The organism is Microvirga sesbaniae (assembly GCF_025460805.1).
Taxonomy (GTDB): Bacteria; Pseudomonadota; Alphaproteobacteria; order Rhizobiales; family Beijerinckiaceae; genus Microvirga; species Microvirga sesbaniae.
The window spans coordinates 127891-153343 of record NZ_JAMXFJ010000006.1; the positions used below are offsets into that span (position 1 = coordinate 127891).

Genomic DNA, 25453 nt, shown 5'->3' on the forward strand with positions numbered 1-25453 from the left:
CCCTTGCAGGTTGACCGGGATCAAGACGGATGCCTGAGGCGAAACGATGGCGTTCCCGGATTTTCGGTCCGGTTCTGCCGCGTCATCCCGTCTCGAGCCTCCTGTTTGGAGGAGGAGAGCCCGAACCGGGATCGGGCGCATTAACATGGGATAAGAAGGACCGTGGCCGGAACTCCGCGTCCTCGCATCTTTGCGAGCCGCTCCCGGCCGACGGTCACTGCGCCGGAGGCGCCGGGTTGGCGCGCGGATTGGCGGGAGCGGAATTGTTGCCGGGCTGGTTGGCGTTGTCCGTGCTCCCGGTCTGGTCCGGTCCGTCTTCGCCGCAGGCGGCCAGGGTGAGCAGGACGGCCAGGGGCAGGATCATTCGAAGGCGCATCGGGATCTCCTCGACAGGGTGCTCTTCAACGCCCCGACCGGCGGGAGGTTCACGGCCCAGCCGGCCGGCAACCGCACCGGGACGGCGTCATGCCGGCCCAATGGCGTGAAAGAAGCTTCCCGTGACCAGCCCCCGGCGATGCCCGGCGGTCCCGAGATCATGGCCTTCCGCGTCCGTGATCGTCGCGAAAGCCGTGTCTCGTGACGCGTCGCTCCTGACGACCGAGGCATAGTGGAACTCATGGCCGACGAGACGCCGGCCGGCCGCGCCCATCGCCCCGTCCTCGACGAGGCAGGCCACCCGATAGCCGAGATGCATCCGGCGTTTGGCGTAGCTCGTCTCCACCGGCAGGAGATCCGCCATGGGATGCGTGCCGCCGTCGCCGTCTTCGAGGGATCGGCCCAGCACCATATAGCCGCCGCACTCGCCGTGGACGGGCCTCGTCTGCGAGAAGCGGCGCAACCCGTCGAGGAAGCGCCCGGCTTGCGCGATGCGGCCTGCGTGAAGCTCGGGATAACCGCCCGGCAGCCAGCAGACGTCGCACCCGTCCGGCGGGGGCTCGTCCGCCAGGGGAGAGAAGGGGACGATTTCCGCTCCCGCCCGGCGCCAGCCCGAGAGCACATGCGGGTAGACGAAGGAGAAGGCCCGGTCCGACGCCAGGGCGATGCGCTGGCCCGGAGGCGGCAGGCTCCTCCCAGGGTTCAGGGACCGAAGGCGGGTCGGGCGGGCCAGGGCCACGAGCCGGTCCAGGTCGAGCCCGCCCTCCACCGCATCGGCGAGACGTTCGAGGCGCTGGTCGAGCTCGTCCGTCTCTCCGGCCTGCACAAGCCCGAGGTGACGCTCCGGAAGAGCCAGGTCGCCGTTGCGCATGAGAGCGCCGAGAACCGGAACACCGATGCGCGCCATGCCGTCCTCGACGAGCCGCCGGTGGCGGTCGCTCGCGACCTTGTTCAGCACCACGCCGGCCACCTCGATCCTCGGGTCGAACCGGGCGCAGCCGAGCGCGACGGCGGCTGCCGATTGCGCGTGGCCCGACACGTCGAGGACGAGGACGACCGGCCAGCCGAAAAGGGCCGCGATGTCGGCGCTGGCGCCGGTGCGGCCGGTCTCCCGGCGGATGCCGTCGAAGAGGCCCATGGAGCCTTCCGCGACGATGAGGTCGGCCCCCTGGCCGGCCTCGGACGCGAGGCTTTCCAGCAAAGGGGTGCCCATGGCGAAGCTGTCGAGGTTGAAGCTCGGCGCCCCGGTGGCGGCGGCGTGGAACGCAGGATCGATGTAATCCGGCCCGCACTTCATGCCGCGCACCCTCGCGCCCCGGCGGGCCAGGGCGCGCTGGAGCCCGAGCACGACGGTCGTCTTGCCCGACCCGGAGCGTGGCGCGGCGATCAGAAGTCCTGGGGCGATGGGAAGTCCTGGGGCGATGGGAAGTCCTGGGCCGACGCTCACTGGGCCGCCTCGCTGGCGAATTCGAGCAGGTGGTTGGCGATCGCCGAGCGGAAAGCCGCGATCGCCCCGATCGCCACGATGGCCGGCGAGCGGATGAGGCCGTTCTCCGCCAGTCTCGGGAGGCTTTCGAGGGTTCCTTCCACCAGGCTCTCTTTCGCGGTCGTCGCGCCGTGCACGGCGAGCGCGGGGGTGTCGCCGGGAAGCCCGCCCTCCAGAAGCCCCTCTACGATCGACGGGAGGTTCGAGACGGCCATGTAGAGAACGATGGGCGCGCCGGTGCGGGCGAGCGCCGTCCACTCGATGCGGGCGTCGGGCGCGGCATGGCCGGTGGCGAGGATCACCGCATGGTTCGTCTTGCGCATGGTGGCCGGGACACCATGGATCGCCAGGGCCGCGAGGCCGCTGGACAGGCCCGGGATGATGCGGAAGGAGATGCCGGCCTCCGAGAGGGCCAGCGCTTCCTCGCCGCCGCGGCCGAAGATGAAGGGATCGCCGCCCTTGAGCCTCAGGACCCGCTTGCCCTCGCGGGCGAGCGTGACGAGCCGCTCGCAGATGTCCCGCTGAACTGCCGAGGGCTTGCCCCCGCGCTTGCCGGCGAACTCGAGCTCCGCTCCCTCCCGGGCAAAGGACAGCACCGCCGGATCGACGAGCGCGTCGTACACGATGACGTCCGCGGCCCCGAGCGCGTTCACGGCATGGATCGTGAGCAGGCCGGGATCGCCCGGGCCGGCCCCGACCAGCCAGACCGTGCCGGGAGCGAAGGGGGGCGAGAGACGGGACAGGGAGGTCATGCGAGCCTCCGGGTCCGGACGGCGTTCACGGGGTGGCTGTTGGAATTCATGGGGACGATGTAAGAGGGCGTATGGACGAGAGTAAACCCGCCGGATCGCTGCGCCGTGGCTGGACCACGGGCGCCTGCGCGACGGCGGCCGCCAAGGCGGCCTATCTGGGCTGGCGGACGGGCGATTGCCCCGATCCGGTCGAGATCGTGCTCCCGGGCGGGGCGCGGGCGGCCTTCTCCCTCGCGACGAGCGAGGTCCGGGAGGACGGCGCGCGGGCCGGCGTCGTGAAGGACGCGGGCGATGATCCGGATGTGACGCACGGGGCCCTGGTGATCGCAACCATCCGTCCCGGCGCGCCGGGCTCGGGCGTCACGTTCCGGGCCGGCGAGGGTGTCGGCACAGTGACCCGGGCCGGCCTGCCCCTGCCGCCGGGCGAGCCCGCCATCAATCCGGTTCCGCGCCAGATGATCCGCGACAACCTGGAGGAAGCCGCGCGCGCTGTCGGCGGGCCGCTGGACGTCGAGGTCGAGATCGCGGTTCCGGGCGGCGAGGAGCTTGCGCAAAAGACCCTCAACCCGCGCCTCGGCATCCTGGGCGGGCTCTCGATTCTCGGGACCACGGGCGTGGTGGTTCCCTATTCCTGCTCGGCCTGGATCCACAGCATCTACCGGGGCATCGACGTCGCCCGCGCCGATGGCCTCGATCATGTGGCGGGCGCGACCGGCTCCACGTCCGAGAAGGCCGTGCAGGTCCTGCACGACCTGCCGGACCATGCCCTGATCGACATGGGCGATTTCGCCGGCGGCATGCTGAAATACCTGCGCCGCAACCCGGTCCCGCGGGTCACGGTCGCGGGCGGCTTCGCCAAGATGACGAAGCTCGGCCAGGGCCTGCTCGACCTCCATTCCCGCGCCGGGGCGGTCGATCTCGCCTGGCTGGCCGAGCGCCTCGCCGAGGCGGGCGCGGAGCCCGACGCCGTCGTGGCCGCGAGGGGAGCCAACACGGCCCTCGAAGTGCTGGAAACCGGGAAGCGCCTCGGCGTCCCGCTCGGCGACGTGGTGGCGCAGCATGCCTGGCGCACGGCCGCCGGGGCTCTGCGCGGGGCCGCCATCGCCCTCGAGATCGTGGTATTCGACCGCGACGGACGGCTCGTCGGCCGCATGCCGTTCCATCCGGTCGCCTGACGCCGCATGCCTCATCGGCCGTCCTCGCGGCCGCCGGGACGGAAGCGGCGGTCGTAACCGGTCGAATAGAGCGCGCTGTCCCGGAAATCCCTCGCGTCCAAGGTCCGGCCGACCAGGATCAGCGCCGTGCGTTCGAGCTTCTCGGCGCGGACCAGGGCGGCGATCGTCTCCAGCGTTCCCTTGATCACCCTCTCGTCGGGCCAGGAGGCGCGCCAGACCACGGCCGCCGGACAATCCGCGCCGTAGGATGGCAGCAGGTCCTCGACCACCTGCTCGATGACGTGGATGGACAGATGAATGGCGAGCGTCGCCTTCGTCTGCGCGAAGGTGGCGAGCCGCTCCGTGTCCGGCATGGCCGAGGCGCGGCCCGAGGTCCGCGTGAGCACCACCGATTGGCCCAGTTCCGGCACGGTCAGCTCGCGCCCCAGCGCGGCCGCCGCGGCCGCGAAGGACGGGACGCCCGGAGTGATCGTGTAGGGAATGCCGAGGGCATCGAGGCGCCGCAGCTGCTCGCCCATGGCGCTCCAGATCGACAGATCGCCGGAATGGAGCCGCGCCACATCCTCCCCGACCTCATGCGCCCGCCCGTATTCGGCCGTAATCGCGTCGAGATCGAGGGGAGCCGTGTCGACGAGCCTGGCGCCGGGCGGGCACCAGGACAGGATCTCGGGCGGAACGATGGACCCCGCATAGAGGCAGACGGGGCAGCGCTCGACGAGCGAGCGCCCGCGCACCGTCATGAGATCGGCGGCGCCGGGGCCCGCTCCGATGAAGTGAACGGTCATGAGCCGGTCTCCAGGCGCGCCAGGGCACAGGTGGCGGAGGGCGACGCGATACGGTCGAGAATGAGCGCGGCGCCGGGCCCGGCCGCCGCGAGAGCCGCTGCTTCCGCGACAGAGCCGACGCCATGGGCGGCGATCGAACGGGCCGAGCGGGTGCGGATGCGCGCCGCCGCGGCGGACAGCCGACTCTTCTCGACCGGGATCGCCGTCACGGCAAGCGTCCGGGCCGCCGCCGCGAAGGCAGGCAGGTCGGCAAGAGCATCGAGGGTCGCGAGCGTGGTCAGGGCCTCGCGGGCGAGCGCGGCCCGTTCCAGCGCCTCCTCGACGAGAGCGACGATTTCCCCGGCTGCGACGCCGCGTCTGAACCCGAGCCCGGCCACGATCATGGCTTCGTCACCACCCATTGCGTGACGGGCATCGCGGCCCGCCAGCCGTGCATGCCGCCCACCGGTTCGAGCCGCGAGACGGCCAGGCGCCGCATCGCGCCGCCGTGCCGGGCATGAAGCGTGCCGAGAAGCGTCTCGGTTTCCAGCGTCACGGCGTTGACGACGAGCCGTCCGCCAGGCTTCAGGGCCGCCCATGCGGCATCGAAGACGCCCGGCTCCGAGGCGCCGCCGCCGATGAAGACGGCATCCGGCGCGGGCAGGTCGTCGAGGGCCGCCGGCGCGCGCCCGATGCGGATGTCGAGCGCCGTCGCGCCGAGCGCGAGGGCGTTGCGGCGGGCGCGCTCGGCGCGCTCGGGGCGTTCCTCCACGCCGATGCAGCGGTTGCGCGGATGGCGCAGGCACCATTCGATTCCGACGGAGCCTGCGCCCAGCCCGATGTCCCAGAGCAGCTCGCCGGCCCGAGGGGCGAGCGCCGCGAGGGTCAGGGCACGGATGTCCGCCTTCGTCAGCTGGCCGTCGCTGTCGAAGAACGCATCGGGAAGGCCCGGCGCGAGCGTCACGATGCGGGCATCCGCCGCCGCCACGACGTCGATCGCAACGGTGTTGAGCGGGTCGACGTCCGGGATGGAGAAATCGGCCGCCACGGAGCGCCGGACGCGCTCGCGCGGGCCATGCAGGGCTTCGCACACGGTCACGGTCGAGGCCCCGAAGCCACGCGCCTTCAGGAGTTCGGCGACCTGGCCCGGCGTCGAGCCGTCCCATGACAGGGCCAGGATGCGGGCGCCCGGCTGCAGACGGGGGATGATCCGCTCGAGCGCGCGCCCGTGCAGGCTCACGCAGTCGCAGTCCGGCAGGGACCAGCCCAGGCGTGCGGCCGCCAGGCTGAAGGCGGAGGGATGCGGCAGGCACAGGATGTCCTCGGCCGGGACGAGGCGCGCGAGTTCGGCGCCGACGCCGTAATGGAACGGGTCTCCCGTCGCGAGAACGCAGGTGGGCCGGCCGCGCCGGGCGAGGACCATGGCATAGCCGTCCGCGAAGGGGCTCGGCCAGGGGATCGTCTGCGCGGCGACCGGGGCCGCGAGAGCGAGATGGCGCGCGCCCCCGATGACGACCTCCGCGCGATCGAGTTCCGCCAGCGCCTTGGGCGAGAGCCCCGCACGCCCGTCCTCGCCGATCCCGAGGATCGTGAGCCAGGGGCGGGGCGGTGCCATGCTCGACTCCGGCTCAGAATTCAGGGACAAGGAGTTCATGCGCATCCTCATTCTGGGCGGCACCACGGAGGCCTCCGCGCTCGCGGCGCGGCTGTCGGGCCGATCCGAGTTCAGTCCGCTCCTGTCCATGGCCGGCCGCACCAGCGATCCCCGGCCCATGCCGGTCCCCACCCGCATCGGCGGCTTCGGAGGATCGACGGGTCTCGGGGCTTTTCTGCGCGACGAGCGGATCGAGGCCGTCGTCGATGCGACCCATCCCTTCGCGGCCGTGATCTCCTGCAACGCGGCCGAGGCCTGCGGGCGGTCTCGCGTGCCGCTGCTGGCCCTGCGCCGCCCGGCCTGGACCCCGCAGGAGGGCGACCGCTGGACCGAGGTTCCGTCCATGGAGGCCGCCGCCGATGCGCTGGGTCGGGCCCCTCGTCGTGTCTTCCTGACGGTTGGCCGTCTCGAGCTCGCGCCCTTCGCGGCTGCGCCCCAGCACACCTACGTGGTGCGCACCATCGAGCCCATCGGCGATGCCCTGACGGCACCGGATGTCATCGCGATTCAGGATCGCGCGCCGTTCGACGAAGCGGCCGAGCGCCGTCTCATGGAGCGCGAGCGCGTCGACGTGGTGGTGACGAAGAATTCCGGCGGCGCCGCCACCTATCCGAAGATCCTCGCGGCGCGATCGCTCCGCCTGCCGGTCATCGTGGTGAAGCGTCCGGGGAAGCCGCCCGGGATCGAGGAAGTCGCGACCGCCGACGCGGCGCTCGACTGGCTGGCGCGGCTTCATGGCCGAACCCCATAGAAGCGCGGCGTATAGACCCACGGTTCCCCGGCGGCGGTCCGTTCGATCAGGCGCGTGGTGGACGCGCCGATGACCACGACGGTCGACATGTCGGCCATGGACGAGTCCACCTCCGCCAGCGGGAGGATCCTGATCCGCTCGTCGGGCCGGCCCACGGCCCGCGCCAGAATGATCGGCGTGTCGGGGCGGCGGATCTCCGACACGATCCCGAACGCCGCCCCGAGCTGCCAGGGGCGCGCGGAGGAGATCGGGTTGTAGAGCGCCACGACGAAATCGGCCGCGAGGGCGGCCCTCAGGCGTGCCTCGACGACCTCCCAGGGCTTGAGGTTGTCCGACAGGGACATGGCGCAGAAATCGCCGCCCAGAGGCGCGCCGACCCGGGCCGCCGCCGCGAGCATCGCCGTGATGCCGGGCTCCACGCGGATGTCGAGGCCGCGCCAGGCCGGTTCGCCGCTCTCCACCGCCTCGAACACGGCCGCCGCCATGGCGAACACGCCGGGATCGCCCCCGGACACCACGACCACGCGGGCGCCGTCCGCCGCGAGGCCGAGGGCGAAGCGCGCCCGGTCGAGTTCGACCCGGTTGTCGGAGGCGTGCCGGCGCAGTCCGGGCCGATCCCGCACGCGGTCCACATAGGGGCCGTAGCCGACGATGTCGGTCGCGGACGCGAGGGCTTCGGAGGCGGCGGGCGTCAGGTAGCGCGGATCGCCCGGGCCGAGGCCCACGATGGTGAGAAGACCCGTCACACGCGCCTCCCTCGGCCCGGCACGATGATCAGAGAGAAGTACGGCGCCTCGACATCCTCGGGCAGGTCGGGCAGGGGAACGATCCTCTCCTGGGCCATGGTGGCGCGCTCCACGTAGATGGCCCGGTCGAACAGACCGGTGGATCTGAGGACCTCCCGGACCTTCGGCAGGTGGCTTCCGAGCTTCATCACCACGGCGGCATCCGTGCCGGAGAGGCGGCGTGCCAGCTCGGGCCCGGGCAGGGTGCCGGGCACGACGGTGAGCACGTCGTCGCCCCAGGTGATCGGCGCGCCCGCGTGGGTCCAGGCGCCCGACATGGCCGTGACGGCCGGGACGACTTCGATGGGCAGGCGGTCCTTCAGGCGCCACCAGAGATGCATGAAGGAGCCGTAGAAGAAGGGATCGCCCTCGCAGAGGACCGCCACCGTGCGGCCCGCCTCGACCTCGGCGAGCAGGGTCGCGGCCGCTTCCTCGTAGAACGGGTTCAGGGCCGCCGCGTAGTCCGGATGGTCGGCCGGGATCTCGGTCGTGACCGGGTAGGCGAGGGCGATCTCGCGCGCCGGGTTCGGGCCCACGACGGCATCCGCGATGGTGCGCGCGTTGCCGCGCCGCCCGCGCTTGCAGAAATGGACGAGCCGGTCGGCGCTCTCCAGCACCCGGCGGGCGCGCACGGTCATGTAGTCGGGGTCGCCGGGGCCGAGGCCGAGGCCGAAGAGGCGGACGGGATCCTGCATGGTCATCGGCTCACTCGACCGGGTTCGCCAGGGCGTTGACCGCCGCCGCCGCCATGGCGCTGCCGCCGCGCCGTCCGTGAACGACGAGATAGGGGACGCGGCGATCCCGGGCCAGCGCCTCCTTGGATTCCGCCGCCCCGATGAAGCCGACCGGGATGCCGATCACGGCGGCCGGCCTGGGCGCGCCGGCGTCGAGCATGTCGAGCAGATGGAAGAGCGCGGTCGGCGCGTTGCCGACCACCACGAGGGCGCCGTCGAGCCGCTCGCGCCACAGCTCCAGGGCGGCGGCCGAGCGCGTGTTGCCGTTCCGGCGGGCGAGGTCGGGGACGCGCGGGTCGTCGAGGGTGCAGATCACGTCGTTGCCCGCCGGAAGCCGGGCGCGGGTGATGCCGTTCGCCACCATCTTGGCGTCGCACAGGATCGGCGCGCCCCGCGCGAGGGCTGTTTCGGCCACGTCGGCGAAATCCGGCGAGAGCTCCACGTCCCTGGGCAGGTCGGTCATGCCGCAGGCATGGATCATGCGCACGACCACGCGCTCCGCCGTGCCGGAAAAGCCGGACAGGTCCGCCTCGGCCCGGATGATCGCGAAGGAGCGGCGATAGATCTCGGCCCCGTCCCGGATATAGGCGCGGCTCGTCATCGGGAGCGCTCCGGAAAGGCGGCGCCGAGGTCGTGGGAGGTCTTCGCAGGCATCAGGCGGATCATGAGCTCGTCGAGGGAGAGGTGAAGTAGGGGGGCGTCGCGGGTCGCGCCCTGGAGCACGACGTCATAGCGGCCATCGGGGCGCCCGGCCAGCGTCAGATCGGCGCTGCCCGGATGGGCGCAGCCTTTCGGGCAGCCCGAGACGTGAACGGTGACGCCCCCGGCCAGCAGGTCGGGGCAGGCGGCGGCGAGCCGGAGGGCGTCCGCCGGGGCGGGCGTCGCGGCGCCGGCGCAGTCCGGCCGTCCCGGGCAGGCGATCAGCGACAGGCAGGGATCGCCGGGATCGGTGACGAAGCCCGCCTGCCGGGCCTCGTCGAGAAGCGCCGGGACGTCCCGGTCGGACAATCCGGGCAGGAGGATGCCCCGGGTGAAGGACAGGCGGATCTCGCCCGTCCCGTAGCGCTCGCTCCACCCGGCCGCCCGGATCAGCTGCCCGGCGCGGCAGCGGCCGAACGGCAGCGCGAGAAGCACGGCCCTGCCGTCGGCCGCGGAGAGGATCCCCGCGCGGGGGGGCGCCCCGCGCCGGAGCGTCGCGGGTCCCGGAGCCAGACCCGCGGATGCCGCCAGACCGTCCAGGAGGTCCGGGCCGAGGTCCCGCAGGCGGCGCGCCTCGGTCCCGCCCGTGCGCCGCAGGGCGGCAAAGCCCGCGAGGATCGCCCGGACGGCGTCCGGAGCGTCGGCCGGTGATGCCGTGCCGATGCCGCGCAGGTCCCCGGCCGAGGGCACGCCGAACGCGACGCCGCCGGTCCCGGCCGCCGTCAGGTGAAGATCCGCCCCGAGCCCGTCGAGGGGCATGGCGCCGCCGCCGTCGACGGCGACGAAGACCTTGGCCGGCAACCCGTCCCCGGCCAACCCGTTCCCGACCGCGCCCAGGCTCTCGACCGCCCGGGCCAGGGCCATGGGGTCGAAGCGGTCGAGCGGGTCGAGGCCGGCGAGCGGCGAGAGGACGGTCAGACGGTGCGGGCCGTCGCCCTCGGGCTCGGCCAGGCCCAGCCGGTCGAGGAGCGCGAGCAGGCCGGGATAGGTCTCGTCGCTCACGCCGCGGATCTGCAGGTTGCCCCGGGCCGTGATGTCGAGATGGCCGTTGCCATGGGCCCGGGCCGCCTCGGCGACGAGGCGCGCCCCTGCAGCCGTGAGCCTGCCGGCGAAGGGATGCAGGCGCACGAGCAGGCCGTCGCCGGTCGCCATGGGGCGGCGCACGCCCGGGCACCAGCCGCGGCGCCTCGTGTGGACGGGCAGGGCGTTCATTCGGCCGCCTCCTTGCGCTCATCGTCGAAGAAGGCTGCCACCGAATTGAGGCGGCTCTGCCACAGGCCGCGGCGGCGGGCCTCGGCGAGACGCGCCCGGATGGCCCGGGCGGCGTCGGGATTGGAGGCTTCGATCCGCTCCCAGACGGTCCCGTCCGCCGTCACGGCCGTGAAGACGCAATCGAAGGCGGACGGCGCAACCGCGTCCGTCGTCGCCGCAAAGGCGAAGAGCGCGTCGACCGCCTGGGCGATCTCGGCGCCGCCGCGCCAGCCGTGCCGGAGCTGGCCTTCGATCCACCGCGGATTCGCGAGGCGGCCGCGCACGAGGCGGTCGATGTCCTCCGCCAGGGTGCGGGCCTTCGGCGCCTGCGGGCGGCTCGTGTCGAGGCTGTAGACGGCCGGGGCGGCGCCGAGCGACCGGGCGGCCGCCGCGAAGCCCCCGACGGCATCGGCGGCGGAATCCCCGTCCAGGATGTCGCGCTCGGCCACGTCGCTCACATGGACGAAGGCCTCCGCCTGCCCGACCCGCCGGGGAAAGCTGCCATCCTCCCGCGCCCCGCCGTCGGCCGTGAGCGCATGGGAGGTGCCGTCGAGATAGGTGCGGCCGAGATCGCCCCTCGCGTCCCAGTCCCCGTCGAGGGCCCGGGCCGACACGCCCGCCCCGTAGGTGCCGGGGGCGGAGCCGAAGACGCGGGACAAGGCCTCACCGCGCCGGCGCGCGGCCGCGAGCGCATTCCACTCGTCGTCCTCGTCGAGGGCCGCCACCGCGCGGGCGGCGGCGTCCAGCAGGGCAATCTGGTCCGGGAAGGTGTCGCGGAAGGCGCCGGAGACCCGCAGGGTCACGTCGGCGCGCGGCCGGTCGAGGAGCGGCTGCGGGACGATCTCGAACCCGGTCACCCGCGTCGAGGCATGGTCCCAGGTCGGGCGCACGCCCATGAGCGCCAGCGCATGGGCGATGTCCTCACCGCCCGAGCGCAAGGTGGGGGATGCCCACAGATCCATGACGATCCGGCGCGGCCAGTCGCCTTCCTCCTGCAGGTGGCGGCGCACCACTTCCGTCGCTGCCCGCTGCCCAAGCTCGGTAGCGGCCCGGGTGGGGATGGCCCGCGGGTCGAGCGTCGCGAGGTTGCGCCCGGTGGGCAGCACGTCGGTCTGGCCCCGCGAGGGCGAACCGGACGGGCCCGGCGCGACGAAGCGGCCGTCGAGGGCCTTCAGCAGGCCCTCGCGCTCGCCGGCCGCGCAGGCCTCGAAACCGGCGGGAGCGTGGCCGAACACGTGCAGCCCGTCGCGGATCGTCACCTCGTCCAGGTCGCAGAGATGGGCGTCGAGCCGCGTCAGGGCCTCGTCCATCGGCATGCCGTCCCGGACCCCGCAGGCATCGGCAAGCCCGCTCGTCCTGGCGCGCTCCAGGATCTCGCCCGCCACGAGGGCGGCCCGGCCCGGATGGAGCACCTGGGCGGAGGAGAACTCCTCGACCAGCTCGCGCAGGGCCGCCGCCTCGCCGTGCAGGCCCGATTCCGCGACCTGCGGCGTGAGATGGCCCACCGTGACCGCCCCGATCCGGCGCTTGGCCGGCGCGGCCTCGCCCGGATCGTCGACGATGAACGGGTAGATCACCGGCACGGCCCCGACGGCGCGTCGCGGCCAGCAGGCGCAGGACAGCGCCACCGCCTTGCCGGGCAGCCACTCGGTGGTGCCGTGGGTGCCGAGATGGACGAGGGCATGGATGCGCTCCATCGTCCGCAACCCGAGATAGAACGCGAGATAGCCGTGGCCCGGCGGGCATTCGGGATCGTGATAGGCGCCCTTGCGGTCGCGGCCGTGGCCCCGGTCCGGCTGCAGGGCCACGAGGACGTTCCCGGCGCGGATCGCGCGGAACCGGAAGGCGCCGTCCGCGAAAGCGGGATCGCGCTCGGGGCCGCCCCAGCGGCCGTCGATGGTGGCGCGCTCGTCCGGCGCAAGCGTGTCGAGCCACGCCCGATAGGCGGCGAGCGGAACCGCGAAGGACGGCTCGCCTTCGGTCAGACGCGGCATCAGGCCGTCGGCCGTGACATCCCGCCCGGCCGCGTAGCCGGCTCCCTCGAGAAGGTCGAGGATCGCGCAGGCGCTCGCCGGGGTGTCGAGCCCGACCGCGAATCCGGCGCGGCCGCCGCGCGCCGGGTAATCGGACAGGACCAGGGCGAGACGGCGCTCGCGGCGCGGCGTGCGGGCAAGGCGCGCCCAGGCGGCCGCCAGGTCGGCCACGGCGTCGATGCCGGCCGGATCGGGGGCCTGCGCGCGGCGCGAGAAGGCGAGCGCCGGATCGGCGGGCTCCTCGGTCTTGAACGAGATGGGCGCCGCCGCGATGCGCCCGTCGAATTCGGGCAGGGCGATCTGCATGGCGAGGTCGGCCGCCGAGAGGCCGCGGGGCGACGCCTCCCAGGCGTCCCTGGCGCTGCCGACCGGGATCGCCTGCAGGATCGGGCAATCGGCCTCGTCGAGGACGAAGTCCTGCCCGTCGCGGGAGGAGAAGGCCGTGGTCGTCACGATCACGTCGGGGCGGCGCGCCCGGATCGCCCGGCGCACCACCGCGACGGCGTCCGGGTCCTTCAGGCTCGACACGGCCAGCACGAGCGGGTCGATGCCCCGCCCGGCGAGCGCGTCCGACAGGGCCTCGACGGCCCGCGTGTCGCCGGAGAGAACGGAGGAGCGGTAGACCACGAGATAGGCCAGCGGGCGCCCGGCCTCGATGCGGGCGAGGACGGCTTCGGGGGATGCGACGGTGTAGGCTTCGACGCCGGAGCCCGCCTTCCCGGTGGCCGCCGCATCGTAGGCTTCCACCGCTGTCATGGCCGGGCTTGTCCCGGCCATCCCGATCGGAGGAACGCCGAGGTTCACAGGATCGGGATCACCGGGACAGGCCTGGAGATGACGTGAGGAGGGTGTCGGCTCCGGATGAGCCTGTCTCCCGAGATCGGATTCGGAGCCGGGCTCCCTGCCACCACACGATCCCGCCGGCGCCCAGGCGAAAGCGCGCGGGGCCGCGCGGGGCGGCTCCGCCGCCGCATCGGACAGGCCGATCTCGGCCTCGATGCGGGCGAGCAGGCGGCGCATGTTGTCGATGCCGCTGGCCCGGAAATAGGCGTCGAGCTCGTCGCAGAGCGCCTCGGGAACGGTCGCGTAGGCCGAAAGCCGCGGATCGGCCCGGTCGTCGCCCGGCAGCACCGCGAGCTTCACCCCGTGGGACCGGCAGGCCCGGGAGAGGCGCTCGATGCCGTAGCGCCAGTAGTCGAGGCCGCCGAGGCAGCGCACGAGCACGAAGCGCGCCTTCGCGGCGGTCTTCTCGATATAGAGGTCGACCGAGAGCGGATGGCGCAGGCGGCGCAGGGAGGCGAGGCGGAGCGAGGCTCCGCCCGCCGCCGGCCTTCGGGCTTCCGCCAGGGCGCCGAGGTCGCTGTCCGCGAAGGACAGCACCACCACATCCCCCGGCGGCTGCTGGAGGTCGACGGCCTCCTGGCCTTCGTCGAGGGAGAACGCCGTGACCGGAAGGAGGTGCATGTCACCCGCGCAGCGCAGCCTCGACGGCCTTCAGGTCGAAACCCTTGAGGCCGATCACCACCATGCGCCCGTCGCGGGTCTCGCCGGCCTTCCAGGGCCGGTCGAAGTGATGCGCGACGCGCGTGCCGACGCCCTGGACCACGAGGCGCATGGGCTTGCCGTCGACGGGCGCGAAGCCCTTGATCCGCAGCACGCCGTCAGCCTCCGCGGCGCGCTCGACGCGGGCGACGAGCGCCTCCGGGGTGGCGAATGCGCCGACCGGCACCGCGATGCTGTCGAAATCGTCGTGGTCGTGGTCGTCGGCGGTCTCGTGGTGCGAGGGGCGGGACTCAAGGTCCGCCTCCGCGGCCGCCCCGAGGCCGAGCAGGACCGTCGGGTCGACCCTGCCGTGCGCGGTCTCGATCACCTTCACGGCGCGGGGCAGGTGCTCCTCGATCTCGGCCAGGACCTTCCCCCGGTCCCCGGCGGCCATCTGGTCGGTCTTGTTGAGGATGATCAGGTCGGCGCAGAGAAGCTGGTCCTCGAACACCTCTTCCAGGGGGTTCTCGTGATCGACGGAGGAATCCGCCCGGCGCTGCGCCTCCAGGGCTTCCGGATCCTCCGCAAAGGCTCCCGAGGCCACGGCCGGCCCGTCGACCACGGCGATCACCCCGTCGACCGTCACCCGGGAGCGGATGTCCGGCCAGTTGAAGGCGCGCACCAGCGGCTTGGGCAGGGCGAGGCCCGAGGTCTCGATCAGGATATGCTCGGGCGGGTTCGGCCGGTCGAGCAGGGTGTTCAGGGCCGGGACGAAATCGTCCGCCACCGTGCAGCACAGGCAGCCGTTGGGCAGTTCGACGATGTCCTCTTTCGTGCAGCCCTCGATGCCGCAGCCTTCGATGAAGGAGCCGTCGAAGCCGAGGTCGCCGAACTCGTTGACGAGAACCGCGATGCGGCGTCCGCCCGCATTCTCGAGGAGGTGGCGCACCAGGGTGGTTTTGCCGGCACCGAGGAATCCGGTGACGATGGTGCAGGGGATCTTGCTGAGATCGCTCATCGGTTGAGCCTTTCGGCGGCCTCGGTCAGGCCGCGCTGCTGGTCTTGATCGGGGGGATGCGGGCGACGACGCCCTTGCGGAAGGCCTCGGGCCGCTCGCGCCACGGCACGAGGCCGTCGGACGTGGCCGCGTAGCGCCGCACGCCGTCGAGGATCGTCTCGACGGAGGTCTCGGCGTTCAGGTCGCCGTAGATGTAGGTCCAGCGTCCGGGAGCCGAGACGGCGATCGTGCAGGGGCGCTTGCACACGGACAGGCACTCGACCGCCTCCACGCGCACCTTGGGCGCATCGGGCCGGGCGAGCGCCTCCGCGAGGGCCCGGTGCAGCACGGCGCCGGGCCGGAGCGCCTTGTCGTCCGGGCCACCCGCCTCGCGGCAGGTGACGCAGACGTGCAGGCAGATCTCCTCATGAGACGAGGTCATGGCGTCAGGCGGCGGTCGTCAGGGCGAGGGCGAAGGTCGCCGCCCCGGCGAGGGCGACCGCCAGGCCGGCGAGGCGCAGCCGCAGCGAAGGAGCCTGGAACGGAGCCTGGAGCGGACCCTGGAGCGAACCCTTGGCGAAGCGCCGGGCCGCGAAGGCGATCCCGGTCGTGAGCGCCGTCTGGACCACGACGAGGCCGGCCAGATAGGCGACGAGCGGGGTCGATTCCGCCCCGACGATCGATTCGCCCAGGGCGTAGCCGTGCACGGCGCCCCCGATGGCGAAGAGGGCGGCGATCGCCGCATAGGGGAGCGTGGCGCGCACGGTGGCGGCGATGCCGATGACCACGACGCTCAGCGCCACGAGCAGCTCGGCATGGGGCAGGTCGGCGCTCGCCAGGTGCAGGCCGATCCCGGCCGCCATGGCGACGATCCAGAAGGCCGGCAGGGTGAGGCCGCGGGCGAAGCGCGACGAGACCAGGCCGACGCCCACGAGGGCGGCGAGGTGGTCGAGACCGATGACCGGATGGGCGAGGCCCGAGAGCAGGCCCTGGGCGAAGGTGGACGGCAGCTGGCCGCCCATGGCGTGATGGGCGAGGGCGGGCGTCGCGGCCACGAGGCCGGCGAGCGTCAGGGCGGCGAATCGGGTGTTGGCGAACCGGGTCTTGGGCATAAGGCGTGCGGTCATCGTTCTCTCCGTCGGGAGACTCAATTCAGGTCGAGTCTGTTGCGCTTCCACGGACGGAACCGAACGACGGAAACGTCATTCGACTACGGTCACCGTCGGCACACCCCGTCCGACAGACCCGATAGAAGCAAAGGCTGACGGCAGGTCTCCTGGCTCGCGGGTCGATGCTTTGCGCCGCCTTCCCGGGACGATGAGGCCCAGTGGCATGTGGAGCGAAGGCTCGCCGCTTACAGTTGCGGGGGCAGCCGCGGTGTCTCACCGCATTCCCTTTTCACCCCGTTGCCGGGGCACCGTCCCGCCCAGGCTTACCGGGGCCAGGGCCATCTTTCAAGCCTCGGCGTTGCGGATGGCCCGGCCTTGAATTCCCGGCCGGGTCTGTTCATGGTGCGGCCCGCTCGGGCGAAGGCGGGATCGGATGACCCAGGACATCGGGATGAGCAAGGACATCGGGATGACCAAGGACGACGAGGCGCGCCACCGCGCCAAGATGATCAAGCGCAAGGAGGTCCAGGACCGGGAGGTCGCCTCGAAGACGGTCGAGAAGGGGCTCCTGATCGTCCATACCGGTCCCGGCAAGGGCAAGTCGACGGCGGCCTTCGGGCTCATGCTGCGGGCGCTCGGGCGCGGTTTCCGGGTGGGGGTGGTGCAGTTCATCAAGGGCGCCTGGGAGACCGGGGAGCGCCTGGCCCTCGACCGGTTCTCCGACCAGGTCGAATGGCACACCATGGGCGAGGGCTTCACCTGGGAGACCCAGGACCGCTCCCGCGACGTGGCCGCGGCGGCGCGCGCCTGGGACAAGGCGAAGGACCTGATGGCCCGTCCGGACCTCAGCCTCCTGGTGCTCGACGAGCTCAACATCGCGCTGCGCTACGAGTACCTGGATCCGGCCGAGGTGGTCGAGACCCTGAAGCGGCGCCGGCCCGGTCTTCACGTGGTCGTCACCGGGCGCAACGCGAAGCCGGAGCTCATCGAGGCGGCCGACCTCGTCACCGAGATGACCCTGGTGAAGCACCACTTCGCGGCCGGCGTGAAGGCGCAGGAAGGCGTCGAGTTCTAGATGCGCGCTCTCATGGTGCAGGGCACCGGCTCCAACGTGGGCAAGTCCCTCCTGGTGGCGGGCCTGTGCCGGGTCTTCGCGCGCCGGGGCCTGACGGTCCGGCCGTTCAAGCCGCAGAACATGTCGAACAACGCCGCCGTCACGGCCGACGGCGGCGAGATCGGCCGCGCCCAGGCCCTGCAGGCGCGCGCCGCCGGCGTGGCGCCGAGCGTCCACATGAACCCGGTCCTGCTCAAGCCCCAGAGCGAGACCGGCTCGCAGGTGGTGGTGCAGGGCCGCGTGGTCGGCACCGCCCGGGCGCGGGAGTACCAGTCCTGGAAGCCCCGCCTCATGGCGGCCGTCCTCGACAGCTTCGGGCGGCTCTCGGCCGAGGCCGATCTCGTCCTGGTCGAGGGCGCGGGCTCGGCCTCCGAGGTGAACCTGAGGGCCGGCGACATCGCCAATATGGGCTTCGCCCGCGCGGCCGGCGTGCCCGTGGTGCTCGTGGGCGACATCGACCGGGGCGGCGTGATCGCGAGCCTCGTGGGCACCCGGGCGGTGCTCGACGAGGCGGATGCCGCGATGATCCGCGGCTTCGTGGTCAACCGCTTCCGGGGCGACCCGTCCCTGTTCGAAAGCGGCATGGACTTCGTGGCCGGGCGCACCGGCTGGCCGGCGCTCGGCCTCGTGCCGCATTTTCCCGACGCCGCGCGCCTGCCCGCCGAGGACGGCCTCGGCCTGCGGCGCGAGGGGCGGAAGGGCGCGGTGGCGATCGCCGTCCCGGTGACGCCCTGGATCTCCAATTTCGACGACCTCGATCCCCTGCGCGAGGAGCCCGGGGTCGAGGTGGTGCTGGTCGAGCCCGGACGCCCGCTGCCCGCGGAGGCCGCGCTCGTCCTGCTGCCCGGCTCGAAGACCACCATCGACGACCTGCTGTTCATCCGCCGGCAGGGCTGGGACGTCGATCTCAAGGCGCATGTGCGGCGGGGCGGGCGGGTGCTGGGCCTGTGCGGCGGCTACCAGATGCTCGGCCGGCGCATCGAGGATCCCTTCGGCATCGAGGGTGAGGCGGGCCGCGCGGTCGAGGGGCTGGGCCTTCTGGACGTGGCGACCACGCTCACCGCGACCAAGCGGCTCGAGGCGGTGACCGGAGCCACGCTCGCCGACGACGCGCCGCTCGCGGGCTACGAGATGCATCTGGGCGAGACGGCGGGCCCGGATGCGGCGTCGCGCCCCTTCGCCCGGCTGGCGGGCGGGCGGCCGGACGGCGCCGTCTCGGCGGACGGCCTCGTGACCGGCACCTATGTCCACGGCCTGTTCGCGGATGACCGCCAGCGGGCGCGGTGGCTCGCCCTGCTCGGGGCCGAGCCGAGCGATCTCGCCTATGAGCCCCTCGTGGACGACATCCTCGACCGCTTCGCCGACCACCTGGAGACCCATCTCGACTGCGACCGGCTCCTCGCCCTCAGCGCGCGATGAACCGGGCCGCGAGGGCCATTACCACGGCGAGACCGAACAGGAGCGCGCAGGCGGTGCGGTAGAGGGCGAGGGCCCGGTCGACGTCCTCCGCCCGGGCCTCGGCGCGCCCGTCGCCCATCCAGCGGTCCTCGACCCGCACGTCGCCATACACCCGGGGGCCCGCGAGGCGCAGGCCCAGGGCCCCGGCCATGGCGGCCTCCGGCCAGCCGGCATTGGGCGAGCGGTGATGGGCGGCGTCGCGCCGGACGGCCTGCCAGGCCTTCCGGGCCGACGCGCCGGGATGGAGGGCGGCCGCCGCGATCACGAGCAGGGCCGTCAGGCGCGAGGCGGGCAGGTTCACGAGATCGTCGAACCGGGCGGCCGCCCAGCCGAAGGCCTCGTGCCGGGGCGTCCGGTGGCCGATCATGCTGTCGGCGGTATTGGTCGCCTTGTAGAGGGCGGCGCCGGGCAGCCCGCCGAGGCCGAGCCAGAAGGCCGGCGCCACGATGCCGTCGGAGAAGTTCTCGGCCAGGCTCTCGATGGCCGCGCGGGCGACCCCCGCCTCGTCCAGGCTCTGCGGGTTGCGCCCGACGATCATCGCGACCGCCCGGCGGCCCCCGTCGAGGCCGCTCTCGCGCAGACCCGTCGAGACCGCCGCCACATGCTCGTGCAGGCTGCGCTGGGCGATCAGCGTGCCGGAGAGAAGGGCCAGGATCGCAAGGCCGATGGGGCCGAGCGGCAGAAGAGCCGCTTGGAGCATCCACGCGGCGGCTCCCGTGACGGCCAGGAGCAGCAGCAGGGCGAGAACGCCCGCGGCGCGGCGGCGGCCGAACGACCGGCCCTCCCGGTTCAGCCCCCGGTCGAGCCCCTTGATCAGATGCCCGATCCAGGTGACGGGATGGCCGATCCGCGTGTAAAGGCGGGAGGGATAGCCGAACGCCGCCTCGGCCGCGAGGGCGAGGCTCAAGGTGACGAGGCTGTCGGAGAGGATCATGGGGCGATCGGTGGGTGAAGCGGATGAGTGACGCGGGGATCTGGCATGGGGGCGATCTGGACGTGGCCCGGCGGCTCTTTCCGGACGCGCCCGACCCGTGGATCGACCTGTCGACGGGGATCAACCCCATAGCCTATCCGGTGCCGCCCTTGCCAGCCCGTCTGTTCGAGCGGCTGCCCACGCCCGCCGATCACGGGGATCTCGAGGCCGCCGCCGCCGAAGCCTATGGCGCGCCCGATGCCGCCATGGTGGTGGCCGCGCCGGGAACGCAGGTTCTCATCGGCCTGCTGCCGGCTCTGCGCGCCCGGTCGCGCGTCGCCATTCTCGGGCCGACCTATGCCGAGCATGCCCGGGCCTGGCGCGGGGCCGGGCATGACGTCATGGAAGTCGCCTCGCCCGACCGGGCCGGAGAGGCGGATGTCCTCGTCGTGGTGAACCCCAACAATCCCGACGGCCGCCTGCTGTCCCGGGCGCTCCTGCTCGACCAGGCCGAGCGCCTGCGGGCGCGCGGCGGCTGGCTCGTGGTCGACGAGGCCTTCGCGGATTTCGCCGCCGGCGAGACGCTCGTCCCGGTGCTCCCGGACAACGCGGTCGTCCTGCGCTCCTTCGGCAAGACCTATGGGCTCGCCGGCGTGAGGCTCGGCTTCGCGGTCGCGGCCGGCGATGCGGCCGGGACGCTGCGGCGGGTGCTGGGACCCTGGTCGGTTTCGGGCCCGGCCATGGAGGTCGGACGGCGGGCGCTGCGGGATCGTCCATGGCGGCTGGCTGCCCGGGAGGCACGGGGCCGGGATGCCCGCCGCCTCGATGCGCTCCTCGAACCCCGCTCCGAGCAGCCGCTGGCCGGGACGGTCCTCTACCGGCTCATGAGCGGCGGACGCGCCCCGGACCTGTTCGCGCATCTCGGACGGCACGGCATCTGGGTCCGACGGTTCCCGTTCGACCCGCGCCTTCTCCGCTTCGGCCTGCCGGGCTGCGACGAGGCTTGGCGGCGTCTCGAAGCCGCGTTCGCCAGCTTTGTCTGAGAAGCCCACTAAAGCATCGGACCCAAAAGTGGACTTGCACTTTTGGGATCCATCCGATGCTTTCTTCTTGCATGAGAGCATCGGTCAGAACGGACCCAGCGGGCCGCGCCAGCGAAAACCGGATCCACTTTTCCGTCCGATGCTCTAGAATCCGAGACAAAGAAAAAGCCGCGTCCGATCTTTCGATCGAACCGCGGCTCGAGCCCGTGCTTAGCCCCCCAGGCACGGTAGTGTTGGAAAAATATCTTTGGTGACTGTTGTTGTGAATTGCCCCGCATCAATGGGTTCATTCTATAGCCTCGGGCGGGCTCGAAAAGAAATAGTGGAATATACGTAATTCCAATGGTCAAGCTTACTTGCGCGACCGGTATTGCCAAGTTTTCGAAAGCAGCTTCGGAACCCCTGTCGAGATTTCGGCAGGAATGTTATTGTTCGCTCAGGCTTGGCTTTGGCTCCCGCCGGTCCGGTCGGTGTCCGTATTCCGGGCGGTGGCCCAAGCGAGTGTCGCAAGTCGGTGGCGCAAGTCGGTGCGGTCGTGGCCGCACAAGTCCGATCACGTTCGGCAGGAGCTGCGGTTCGATGTCGTCCGGTCATATCGAGAGGAAGATGCTCAGGGCCTGGAACACGCCTGGACTGGCTTCGATCGGGGCGTTTCTCGGGATCGCCATGGCGACAATCCATCAGGTCCACCACGTGATCCTCGACAACCTTCCGGAGCAGAGCGCGGTGGTCCACATCTTCGGGGAGCTCTTCGCCGCGACGGCCTTCGGCGCCGTGGTGCTGGCCGGGATTTCCGAGGTCCGGAACCGCCTCGTGAGACTGGTGGGCTGACGGGCCAGGGTCACGGGTCGATGTCGAGGCGCAGCCGGATCTTCTCGGCCGGCATCTCAAGGATTTCGGCCAGCTGTTGGCGGGCGTCCGCAAGAACGCTCTCCGTCAGGGCGATCAGACCCTTCGGAACGCCCGCGAGGGCGGAGGGAGGCTCCGGCGGCTGGACGTCGTCCGGCGCGTCGTCCGAACTGTCCGACAGCCCCTGAAGGTCCGCCTGGAACATGACCCCGTGGGTCTTGCCATTCGACCACATGAGCTGAACCGGCATGGTCTGCTCGAGGGCGGGAATGAGCAGTTCGAACTGCTGCGGGAGTTCGATCGCGGCCGGAAGCCAGATCCGGGCTCCCGTCGAAGAGATGTCCCGCAGCGTGCATTGAAGGTGAGGCGCTTCCCGGCCGAGGACGATCCTTCCCTCCAGGATCGAGGGGAGACGCTCGCTCTGGCGACGATCTCGCATGTATGAACCTTTCGACGCACTTCTGCCGAAAATAGCACCGATCGATCGATGCAGACCAGAAATCCCGCAGATAGGCTTAAGATCGTTCAACCGGGGCGAACGGTTCTCGGGCTCGCGGTCGGTGGCCGCGAGAGCGCCCGATGCGCCCTTCCTTGAGCGGCGCGTCGTTCGGTTCGCACCACCCTTCCCACGTCATGCCTTCCCACGTCATGGCCGGCCTTGTGCCGGCCATCCCGATCGGAGAGGCGCCGCGTTCCCAACAATCGGGATCACCGGGACGAGCCCGGTGATGACGTGGTGTGTGTATGGCCCGGTGCGAACACCCTCCCCACGTCATGGCCGGCCTTGTGCCGGCCATCCCGATTGCTTGAAGCGCCGCGCCTCTCGCATCGAGATCACCGGGACGAGCCCGGTGATGACGTGGAGGGGAGAGACGGCCATCCCGATGGTCCGAGGCTCTAGCGCTTCAGGCGCTTCACGTTGGCCCGGACCTTCCGGCGGTATCCCTTCACGACCTTGTGGGGCGAGCCCCCCGCCGCGAGCGTCGCCGCCGCCTCCGCGAAGGCGGTGACCTTCTCGGTGACCATCAGGAGGTTTTCCGCGTGCGAGCCTTGGCCCATGGCGGCGCGGGACACGCGGGTCCAGATCACCATCTGGGCCTCGAAGGCCAGCATCGTGGTATCCGTCGCAAGTTTCATCCAGGGTAAGAGCATCGGAGGTCCTGAAGGGTGGCAGAGTATTGGCAACTGTGCGGCTCGCATTCGGTTCGCCGGCCGTGACAAAGAAAGACTATGCCATCGAAGTGCTGTCGGATGGTTTCATAAATGATTAGGCCTGTCCGGAATAGTGAGCGGGGATTCAGGGGGAATTTCAACGCTTCAGATTGTCAATTAACATAGGTGAATACCAGAATGGGGTTCAGCCCCATGGCTTTCAGCGTTCTCGAGGGGATGCGTAATGCCCCGCTATTACATTGATGTCAGGAGCCATTTCGGCATCGATGAGGATCCGAGTGGCGTCGAGTTGCCGGACATCGCGGCCGCCAGGAGCGAGGCCGCGAGAGTGGCCGAGAGGCTTCTGAAGAGCTGGGCCGGCATGTCGCCGCATTACAGCAGCGAGATCATGATCGAGATCGTCGGGGAGGATCTCCGCCCCGTTCTCATCATCCCCTGGATGGACGCGACGTCGACGTCCGACGAGTGATTCTCGACCCTCACCGGGAATCCGGCTTGAGCTGACGCAGCGCCTCGTCGTGCGTTTCGAAGATCCTGAACACCCGGTCCATCGCGGTCAGCCGGAACAGCTTCTGAACCTGGCTGCTGGGCGCCACGATCCCGATGTCGCCGTCGGCTTTCCGGGCCGCCTTCAGGGCGGCGACCAGGGCGCCGAGACCGGTGCTGTCCATGAACGAGACATGGGCCAGATGCAGGGCGAGCCTGACATTGCCGCCGGCGATCGCCGATGAGATCTGCTGTTTGAAGCTCGGCGCCGCGGCGGCGTCCAGGCGGCCTTCGATGTTGACCAGGGCTGTTCCCGCGTCCTGCGCAGCCAGCTCGATGTTCATGCGCTCCCCCTTCAGGATTACTCCAAGCGGCGTAGATCAACGCACGATCTCAGATTTCGATCCTGGAGCATAGGACGTGAAAAGTGGACGCATGTTCGAGGCCCGACCCGATGCTCCACTCTTGGCTGGCGCGTCGTACGGGTCGCGAGCGTGGCTCGCTTTCGTCCGCACGATGCGCTCGGCAGTCTTCCGGCCGGGATCACCGGGACAAGCCCGGTGATGACGTGAGAGGGTGGCATGAGCGGGTGATGATACCTTCCACACGCCATGGCCGGCCTTGTGCCGGCCATCCCGATTGCTTCGGGCTCAGCGCGTCAGACAAGCGGGATCGCCGGGACGAGCCCGGTGATGAGGGGGAGGGGAGAGACGGCCAGCCCGATGGTCCGATGCTCCCATCTTGAAGCGGCGCATCGTTCGGGGCGGACCCGCTCTCGTCCGCACGATGCGCTGATGGGAACGGAGGCGTTGGAGGTGGCCCGGGCTTACGGGCTGCTGGCCCAGCTGGCCAGGGCGCTTTCCGGGTTCTGACCGAGCGGCGTCGCCACGGTCACGGGTGCGGGAGGCGTGGCCCGGGTCATGCAGACCTGCATGTGAGCCTTGCGGGCATCCTTGATCTCGGCCCGGTAATCGGGCAGCGACAGGTTCCGTGTCCGGAAGATCAGCCGCGTTTCCTTGTAGCAGGCGTTCCACCGGGCTTTCCCCTCGGGAGACGACGCCCAGCGCCGGTCCTGCGCGGAGACGCTGCCCGAAGCCAGGACGGTGCAGGCCAGCATGGCGCAAGTGAAATAGCGCATCGGCGAGGCTCACGGTGTGAGGATCGGCTCATGGGCGGAGTATAGCCGACTGCCATCCCAGGTGTCTCACGACACGGGCAGGGCAAAAGTGGTCACACTTTTGCTCCATCGTCGTCGGGACGATTGCAGCGCGGGCCGTTGAGCGGCGACGAACGTCGGAAGAGCGATCTCACGCCATGGCGAAACCATGGGCGCCGAAACCGAAGGACGGTCGCATTCAACGATGCGCTAAGGGAGTTGAGAGCACAGGAGGAGGGCCGTGACGGCCGCCGTCAGGGCCGCAGCGATCAGGCCCTTGTCGATGAGATGGGCCGGCAGGGCAGTGCGCGGGAGCGTTCGCTTTACCACATCAAGGCTCGATGGCTGGGACGTCACAGGCTGTCTTACCTGTGGCGGGCGCCCGGCATGTCAACACCATGGTCATCGATCCTGTTTCCACACGGGCAGGAGCTGGGAGAATTTGCCCCGGATGATCTCGTAGCACTCGCAGGCCGTCTCTTCGAGGCCGCGTCGATCCAGGATGGTGATGCTGCCTCTGCTCTGGTTGATGAGCCCGGCCTCGTGGAGGCTCCGCGTGACGGCGCTCACGGTCGAGCGCTGGACCCCCAGCATCTCCGCGAGAAACTCGTGCGTCAGGGGCAGTTCGTCCGAGCCCCACCGGTCGCGCGTGCTGAGAATCCAGCGGCAGCATCGCGCCTCGACGCCGTGCGTGGCGTTGCAGGCGACGCTCTGGAGCGTCTGCGCCAGCAGGGCCTCGGTGAACCGCAGGATGAGCTGCTGAACGTTGGGCCGGGTCTTGAAGGCATCGTGCATCAGGTCCAGGTCGATCCGGGATGCCGTTCCGGGGATCTGGACGATATAGCGTCCGAACGAGTTGCGGGACACGAAGGCGCTGACGAAACCGAAAAGGGATTCGCACCCGAACGTGGCCATCTCGGCCGACTTGCCGTCGATCATGACGGTCACGAGAGACACCACCGCGCTGTGAGGGAAGTAGGTATGCTGGATCGCCTGGCCCGGCTCGTAGATCACGTCGCCGCGCTGACAATCCACGAATTCGAAATGCGGCTCCAGATACGCGAAATCCTCGTCGTCCAGAGCGGCCAGGAGCCGATTGGATCGGTGAGGGCTGTCCATACGAACCTGCGTCACGGGGGACGGTCCTGTTCTGAACAGGCTTCATTCTACCACACTGGACGGTCCAGCGCATCGGACGGACCCAGCGGGTCGGC

General features: G+C 71.1%; 27 protein-coding genes and 1 riboswitch. Of the genes, 7 read left to right on the forward strand and 20 right to left on the reverse strand.

The genetic code is table 11. The features are described from left to right. Positions 1–214: 214 nt before the first annotated feature. The 3 genes from OCW50_RS11410 to cobA form a co-directional block, all read right to left on the reverse strand. On the reverse strand, positions 215–376 hold the full coding sequence (locus tag OCW50_RS11410; RefSeq protein WP_262268312.1) for a hypothetical protein: 162 nt from the start codon (positions 374–376) through the stop codon (positions 215–217). A gap of 87 nt (positions 377–463) precedes the next feature. Then, positions 464–1822, reverse strand: coding sequence for a cobyrinic acid a,c-diamide synthase CobB (locus OCW50_RS11415; RefSeq protein WP_262297586.1), 1359 nt, complete (start codon positions 1820–1822; stop codon positions 464–466). Then, positions 1819–2613 carry a uroporphyrinogen-III C-methyltransferase gene (cobA, locus tag OCW50_RS11420; RefSeq protein ID WP_262297587.1) on the reverse strand — a complete coding sequence of 265 codons (795 nt, stop codon included), beginning with the start codon at positions 2611–2613 and terminating at the stop codon, positions 1819–1821. Before cobA ends, OCW50_RS11415 begins: the two co-directional genes overlap by 4 nt. Positions 2614–2684: 71 nt before the next feature. Here cobA and OCW50_RS11425 point away from each other — a divergent pair, with 71 nt between their 5' ends. After that, the gene (locus tag OCW50_RS11425) at positions 2685–3788 is read left to right on the forward strand and encodes a cobalt-precorrin-5B (C(1))-methyltransferase (protein ID WP_262297588.1); all 1104 of its coding nucleotides are present in this window, start codon (positions 2685–2687) and stop codon (positions 3786–3788) included. 11 nt (positions 3789–3799) lie between these two features. On the opposite strand, the gene cobM is transcribed toward OCW50_RS11425, so the two are convergent. From cobM to cbiE, 3 genes are read right to left on the reverse strand one after another with little or no spacing between them, the layout of a single operon-like run. Next, positions 3800–4573, reverse strand: coding sequence for a precorrin-4 C(11)-methyltransferase (gene cobM / locus OCW50_RS11430; protein WP_262297589.1), 774 nt, complete (start codon positions 4571–4573; stop codon positions 3800–3802). Next, the gene (locus tag OCW50_RS11435) at positions 4570–4974 is read right to left on the reverse strand and encodes a cobalamin biosynthesis protein (protein ID WP_262297590.1); all 405 of its coding nucleotides are present in this window, start codon (positions 4972–4974) and stop codon (positions 4570–4572) included. Before OCW50_RS11435 ends, cobM begins: the two co-directional genes overlap by 4 nt. Beyond that, positions 4953–6167, reverse strand: a complete 1215-nt coding sequence (gene cbiE / locus OCW50_RS11440; RefSeq protein WP_262297591.1) for a precorrin-6y C5,15-methyltransferase (decarboxylating) subunit CbiE — start codon at positions 6165–6167, stop codon at positions 4953–4955. The genes OCW50_RS11435 and cbiE overlap by 22 nt, the downstream gene beginning before the upstream one ends. On the opposite strand from cbiE, the gene OCW50_RS11445 reads away from it, so the two are divergent. Beyond that, positions 6166–6957, forward strand: a complete 792-nt coding sequence (locus tag OCW50_RS11445; RefSeq protein ID WP_262297592.1) for a cobalt-precorrin-6A reductase — start codon at positions 6166–6168, stop codon at positions 6955–6957. The two genes, cbiE and OCW50_RS11445, sit on opposite strands and share 2 nt — an antisense overlap. On the opposite strand, the gene cobJ is transcribed toward OCW50_RS11445, so the two are convergent. Genes cobJ through OCW50_RS11485 form a run of 8 tightly spaced genes read right to left on the reverse strand, consistent with a single transcriptional unit; the run spans position 6939 to position 16065 of the window. Further along, positions 6939–7703, reverse strand: coding sequence for a precorrin-3B C(17)-methyltransferase (gene cobJ, locus OCW50_RS11450; protein WP_262297593.1), 765 nt, complete (start codon positions 7701–7703; stop codon positions 6939–6941). The genes OCW50_RS11445 and cobJ overlap by 19 nt on opposite strands. After that, the gene (locus tag OCW50_RS11455; protein ID WP_262268304.1) at positions 7700–8443 is read right to left on the reverse strand and encodes a precorrin-2 C(20)-methyltransferase; all 744 of its coding nucleotides are present in this window, start codon (positions 8441–8443) and stop codon (positions 7700–7702) included. Before OCW50_RS11455 ends, cobJ begins: the two co-directional genes overlap by 4 nt. Before the next feature lie 4 nt (positions 8444–8447). Continuing rightward, entirely contained in the window at positions 8448–9077 is a 630-nt protein-coding gene (locus OCW50_RS11460; RefSeq protein WP_262268303.1) for a precorrin-8X methylmutase, read from the reverse strand. Then, positions 9074–10387 carry a precorrin-3B synthase gene (gene cobG, locus OCW50_RS11465; RefSeq protein ID WP_262297594.1) on the reverse strand — a complete coding sequence of 438 codons (1314 nt, stop codon included), beginning with the start codon at positions 10385–10387 and terminating at the stop codon, positions 9074–9076. The genes OCW50_RS11460 and cobG overlap by 4 nt, the downstream gene beginning before the upstream one ends. Continuing rightward, entirely contained in the window at positions 10384–13923 is a 3540-nt protein-coding gene (gene cobN, locus OCW50_RS11470) for a cobaltochelatase subunit CobN (protein WP_262297595.1), read from the reverse strand. Before cobN ends, cobG begins: the two co-directional genes overlap by 4 nt. A gap of 1 nt (position 13924) precedes the next feature. Then, the gene (gene cobW / locus OCW50_RS11475) at positions 13925–14959 is read right to left on the reverse strand and encodes a cobalamin biosynthesis protein CobW (protein ID WP_262268300.1); all 1035 of its coding nucleotides are present in this window, start codon (positions 14957–14959) and stop codon (positions 13925–13927) included. A gap of 25 nt (positions 14960–14984) precedes the next feature. Next, positions 14985–15380 carry a DUF1636 family protein gene (locus OCW50_RS11480; RefSeq protein WP_262297596.1) on the reverse strand — a complete coding sequence of 132 codons (396 nt, stop codon included), beginning with the start codon at positions 15378–15380 and terminating at the stop codon, positions 14985–14987. A 4-nt stretch (positions 15381–15384) separates the two neighbouring features. After that, complete coding sequence (locus tag OCW50_RS11485; protein ID WP_262297597.1) at positions 15385–16065, reverse strand: HupE/UreJ family protein; 681 nt, start codon at positions 16063–16065, stop codon at positions 15385–15387. A 122-nt stretch (positions 16066–16187) separates the two neighbouring features. Beyond that, a riboswitch (cobalamin riboswitch) is annotated at positions 16188–16375 on the reverse strand. A 141-nt stretch (positions 16376–16516) separates the two neighbouring features. Between OCW50_RS11485 and cobO the strand changes: the two genes are divergently transcribed. Further along, positions 16517–17122: a cob(I)yrinic acid a,c-diamide adenosyltransferase gene (gene cobO, locus OCW50_RS11490; RefSeq protein ID WP_262297672.1), complete on the forward strand. Its 606-nt coding sequence runs from the start codon at positions 16517–16519 to the stop codon at positions 17120–17122. 12 nt (positions 17123–17134) lie between these two features. Beyond that, on the forward strand, positions 17135–18580 hold the full coding sequence (locus OCW50_RS11495) for a cobyric acid synthase (RefSeq protein WP_262297673.1): 1446 nt from the start codon (positions 17135–17137) through the stop codon (positions 18578–18580). On the opposite strand, the gene cbiB is transcribed toward OCW50_RS11495, so the two are convergent. Then, the gene (cbiB, locus tag OCW50_RS11500; RefSeq protein WP_262297598.1) at positions 18567–19553 is read right to left on the reverse strand and encodes an adenosylcobinamide-phosphate synthase CbiB; all 987 of its coding nucleotides are present in this window, start codon (positions 19551–19553) and stop codon (positions 18567–18569) included. The two genes, OCW50_RS11495 and cbiB, sit on opposite strands and share 14 nt — an antisense overlap. A 23-nt stretch (positions 19554–19576) precedes the next feature. Between cbiB and cobD the strand changes: the two genes are divergently transcribed. Continuing rightward, positions 19577–20575, forward strand: coding sequence for a threonine-phosphate decarboxylase CobD (gene cobD / locus OCW50_RS11505; protein WP_262297599.1), 999 nt, complete (start codon positions 19577–19579; stop codon positions 20573–20575). Between the two features lie 579 nt (positions 20576–21154). After that, positions 21155–21406, forward strand: coding sequence for a hypothetical protein (locus tag OCW50_RS11510; protein WP_262297600.1), 252 nt, complete (start codon positions 21155–21157; stop codon positions 21404–21406). A gap of 10 nt (positions 21407–21416) precedes the next feature. Here OCW50_RS11510 and OCW50_RS11515 read toward each other — a convergent pair whose 3' ends face one another. Both OCW50_RS11515 and OCW50_RS11520 read right to left on the reverse strand, forming a co-directional pair. Next, the gene (locus OCW50_RS11515) at positions 21417–21863 is read right to left on the reverse strand and encodes a PilZ domain-containing protein (protein ID WP_262268293.1); all 447 of its coding nucleotides are present in this window, start codon (positions 21861–21863) and stop codon (positions 21417–21419) included. Between the two features lie 458 nt (positions 21864–22321). Next, complete coding sequence (locus OCW50_RS11520; RefSeq protein WP_173949164.1) at positions 22322–22576, reverse strand: hypothetical protein; 255 nt, start codon at positions 22574–22576, stop codon at positions 22322–22324. Positions 22577–22820: 244 nt separating this feature from the next. On the opposite strand from OCW50_RS11520, the gene OCW50_RS11525 reads away from it, so the two are divergent. Further along, positions 22821–23066 carry a DUF6894 family protein gene (locus tag OCW50_RS11525; protein ID WP_262268292.1) on the forward strand — a complete coding sequence of 82 codons (246 nt, stop codon included), beginning with the start codon at positions 22821–22823 and terminating at the stop codon, positions 23064–23066. Positions 23067–23076: 10 nt separating this feature from the next. On the opposite strand, the gene OCW50_RS11530 is transcribed toward OCW50_RS11525, so the two are convergent. The 3 genes from OCW50_RS11530 to OCW50_RS11540 form a co-directional block, all read right to left on the reverse strand. After that, positions 23077–23427: an STAS domain-containing protein gene (locus OCW50_RS11530; RefSeq protein ID WP_262268291.1), complete on the reverse strand. Its 351-nt coding sequence runs from the start codon at positions 23425–23427 to the stop codon at positions 23077–23079. 482 nt (positions 23428–23909) lie between these two features. Then, positions 23910–24221 (reverse strand): hypothetical protein, encoded by a 312-nt coding sequence (locus OCW50_RS11535; RefSeq protein ID WP_262297601.1) that lies wholly within the window; start codon positions 24219–24221, stop codon positions 23910–23912. A gap of 420 nt (positions 24222–24641) precedes the next feature. After that, positions 24642–25373 carry a Crp/Fnr family transcriptional regulator gene (locus tag OCW50_RS11540; RefSeq protein WP_262297602.1) on the reverse strand — a complete coding sequence of 244 codons (732 nt, stop codon included), beginning with the start codon at positions 25371–25373 and terminating at the stop codon, positions 24642–24644. Positions 25374–25453 lie beyond the last annotated feature (80 nt).

Bases quoted from the DNA above. Each gene is read 5' to 3' on its own strand.
- OCW50_RS11410 (WP_262268312.1), bottom strand. From the start codon at position 376: ATGCGCCTTCGAATGATCCTGCCCCTGGCCGTCCTGCTCACCCTGGCC.
- cobA (WP_262297587.1), bottom strand. From the start codon at position 2,613: ATGACCTCCCTGTCCCGTCTCTCGCCCCCCTTCGCTCCCGGCACGGTC.
- OCW50_RS11425 (WP_262297588.1), top strand. From the start codon at position 2,685: ATGGACGAGAGTAAACCCGCCGGATCGCTGCGCCGTGGCTGGACCACG.
- cobM (WP_262297589.1), bottom strand. From the start codon at position 4,573: ATGACCGTTCACTTCATCGGAGCGGGCCCCGGCGCCGCCGATCTCATG.
- OCW50_RS11435 (WP_262297590.1), bottom strand. From the start codon at position 4,974: ATGGGTGGTGACGAAGCCATGATCGTGGCCGGGCTCGGGTTCAGACGC.
- OCW50_RS11445 (WP_262297592.1), top strand. From the start codon at position 6,166: ATGCTCGACTCCGGCTCAGAATTCAGGGACAAGGAGTTCATGCGCATC.
- cbiE (WP_262297591.1), bottom strand. From the start codon at position 6,167: ATGGCACCGCCCCGCCCCTGGCTCACGATCCTCGGGATCGGCGAGGAC.
- OCW50_RS11455 (WP_262268304.1), bottom strand. From the start codon at position 8,443: ATGACCATGCAGGATCCCGTCCGCCTCTTCGGCCTCGGCCTCGGCCCC.
- OCW50_RS11460 (WP_262268303.1), bottom strand. From the start codon at position 9,077: ATGACGAGCCGCGCCTATATCCGGGACGGGGCCGAGATCTATCGCCGC.
- cobG (WP_262297594.1), bottom strand. From the start codon at position 10,387: ATGAACGCCCTGCCCGTCCACACGAGGCGCCGCGGCTGGTGCCCGGGC.
- cobN (WP_262297595.1), bottom strand. From the start codon at position 13,923: ATGCACCTCCTTCCGGTCACGGCGTTCTCCCTCGACGAAGGCCAGGAG.
- cobW (WP_262268300.1), bottom strand. From the start codon at position 14,959: ATGAGCGATCTCAGCAAGATCCCCTGCACCATCGTCACCGGATTCCTC.
- OCW50_RS11480 (WP_262297596.1), bottom strand. From the start codon at position 15,380: ATGACCTCGTCTCATGAGGAGATCTGCCTGCACGTCTGCGTCACCTGC.
- OCW50_RS11485 (WP_262297597.1), bottom strand. From the start codon at position 16,065: ATGACCGCACGCCTTATGCCCAAGACCCGGTTCGCCAACACCCGATTC.
- cobO (WP_262297672.1), top strand. From the start codon at position 16,517: ATGACCAAGGACGACGAGGCGCGCCACCGCGCCAAGATGATCAAGCGC.
- OCW50_RS11495 (WP_262297673.1), top strand. From the start codon at position 17,135: ATGGTGCAGGGCACCGGCTCCAACGTGGGCAAGTCCCTCCTGGTGGCG.
- cbiB (WP_262297598.1), bottom strand. From the start codon at position 19,553: ATGATCCTCTCCGACAGCCTCGTCACCTTGAGCCTCGCCCTCGCGGCC.
- cobD (WP_262297599.1), top strand. From the start codon at position 19,577: ATGAGTGACGCGGGGATCTGGCATGGGGGCGATCTGGACGTGGCCCGG.
- OCW50_RS11510 (WP_262297600.1), top strand. From the start codon at position 21,155: ATGTCGTCCGGTCATATCGAGAGGAAGATGCTCAGGGCCTGGAACACG.
- OCW50_RS11515 (WP_262268293.1), bottom strand. From the start codon at position 21,863: ATGCGAGATCGTCGCCAGAGCGAGCGTCTCCCCTCGATCCTGGAGGGA.
- OCW50_RS11520 (WP_173949164.1), bottom strand. From the start codon at position 22,576: ATGCTCTTACCCTGGATGAAACTTGCGACGGATACCACGATGCTGGCC.
- OCW50_RS11525 (WP_262268292.1), top strand. From the start codon at position 22,821: ATGCCCCGCTATTACATTGATGTCAGGAGCCATTTCGGCATCGATGAG.
- OCW50_RS11530 (WP_262268291.1), bottom strand. From the start codon at position 23,427: ATGAACATCGAGCTGGCTGCGCAGGACGCGGGAACAGCCCTGGTCAAC.
- OCW50_RS11535 (WP_262297601.1), bottom strand. From the start codon at position 24,221: ATGCGCTATTTCACTTGCGCCATGCTGGCCTGCACCGTCCTGGCTTCG.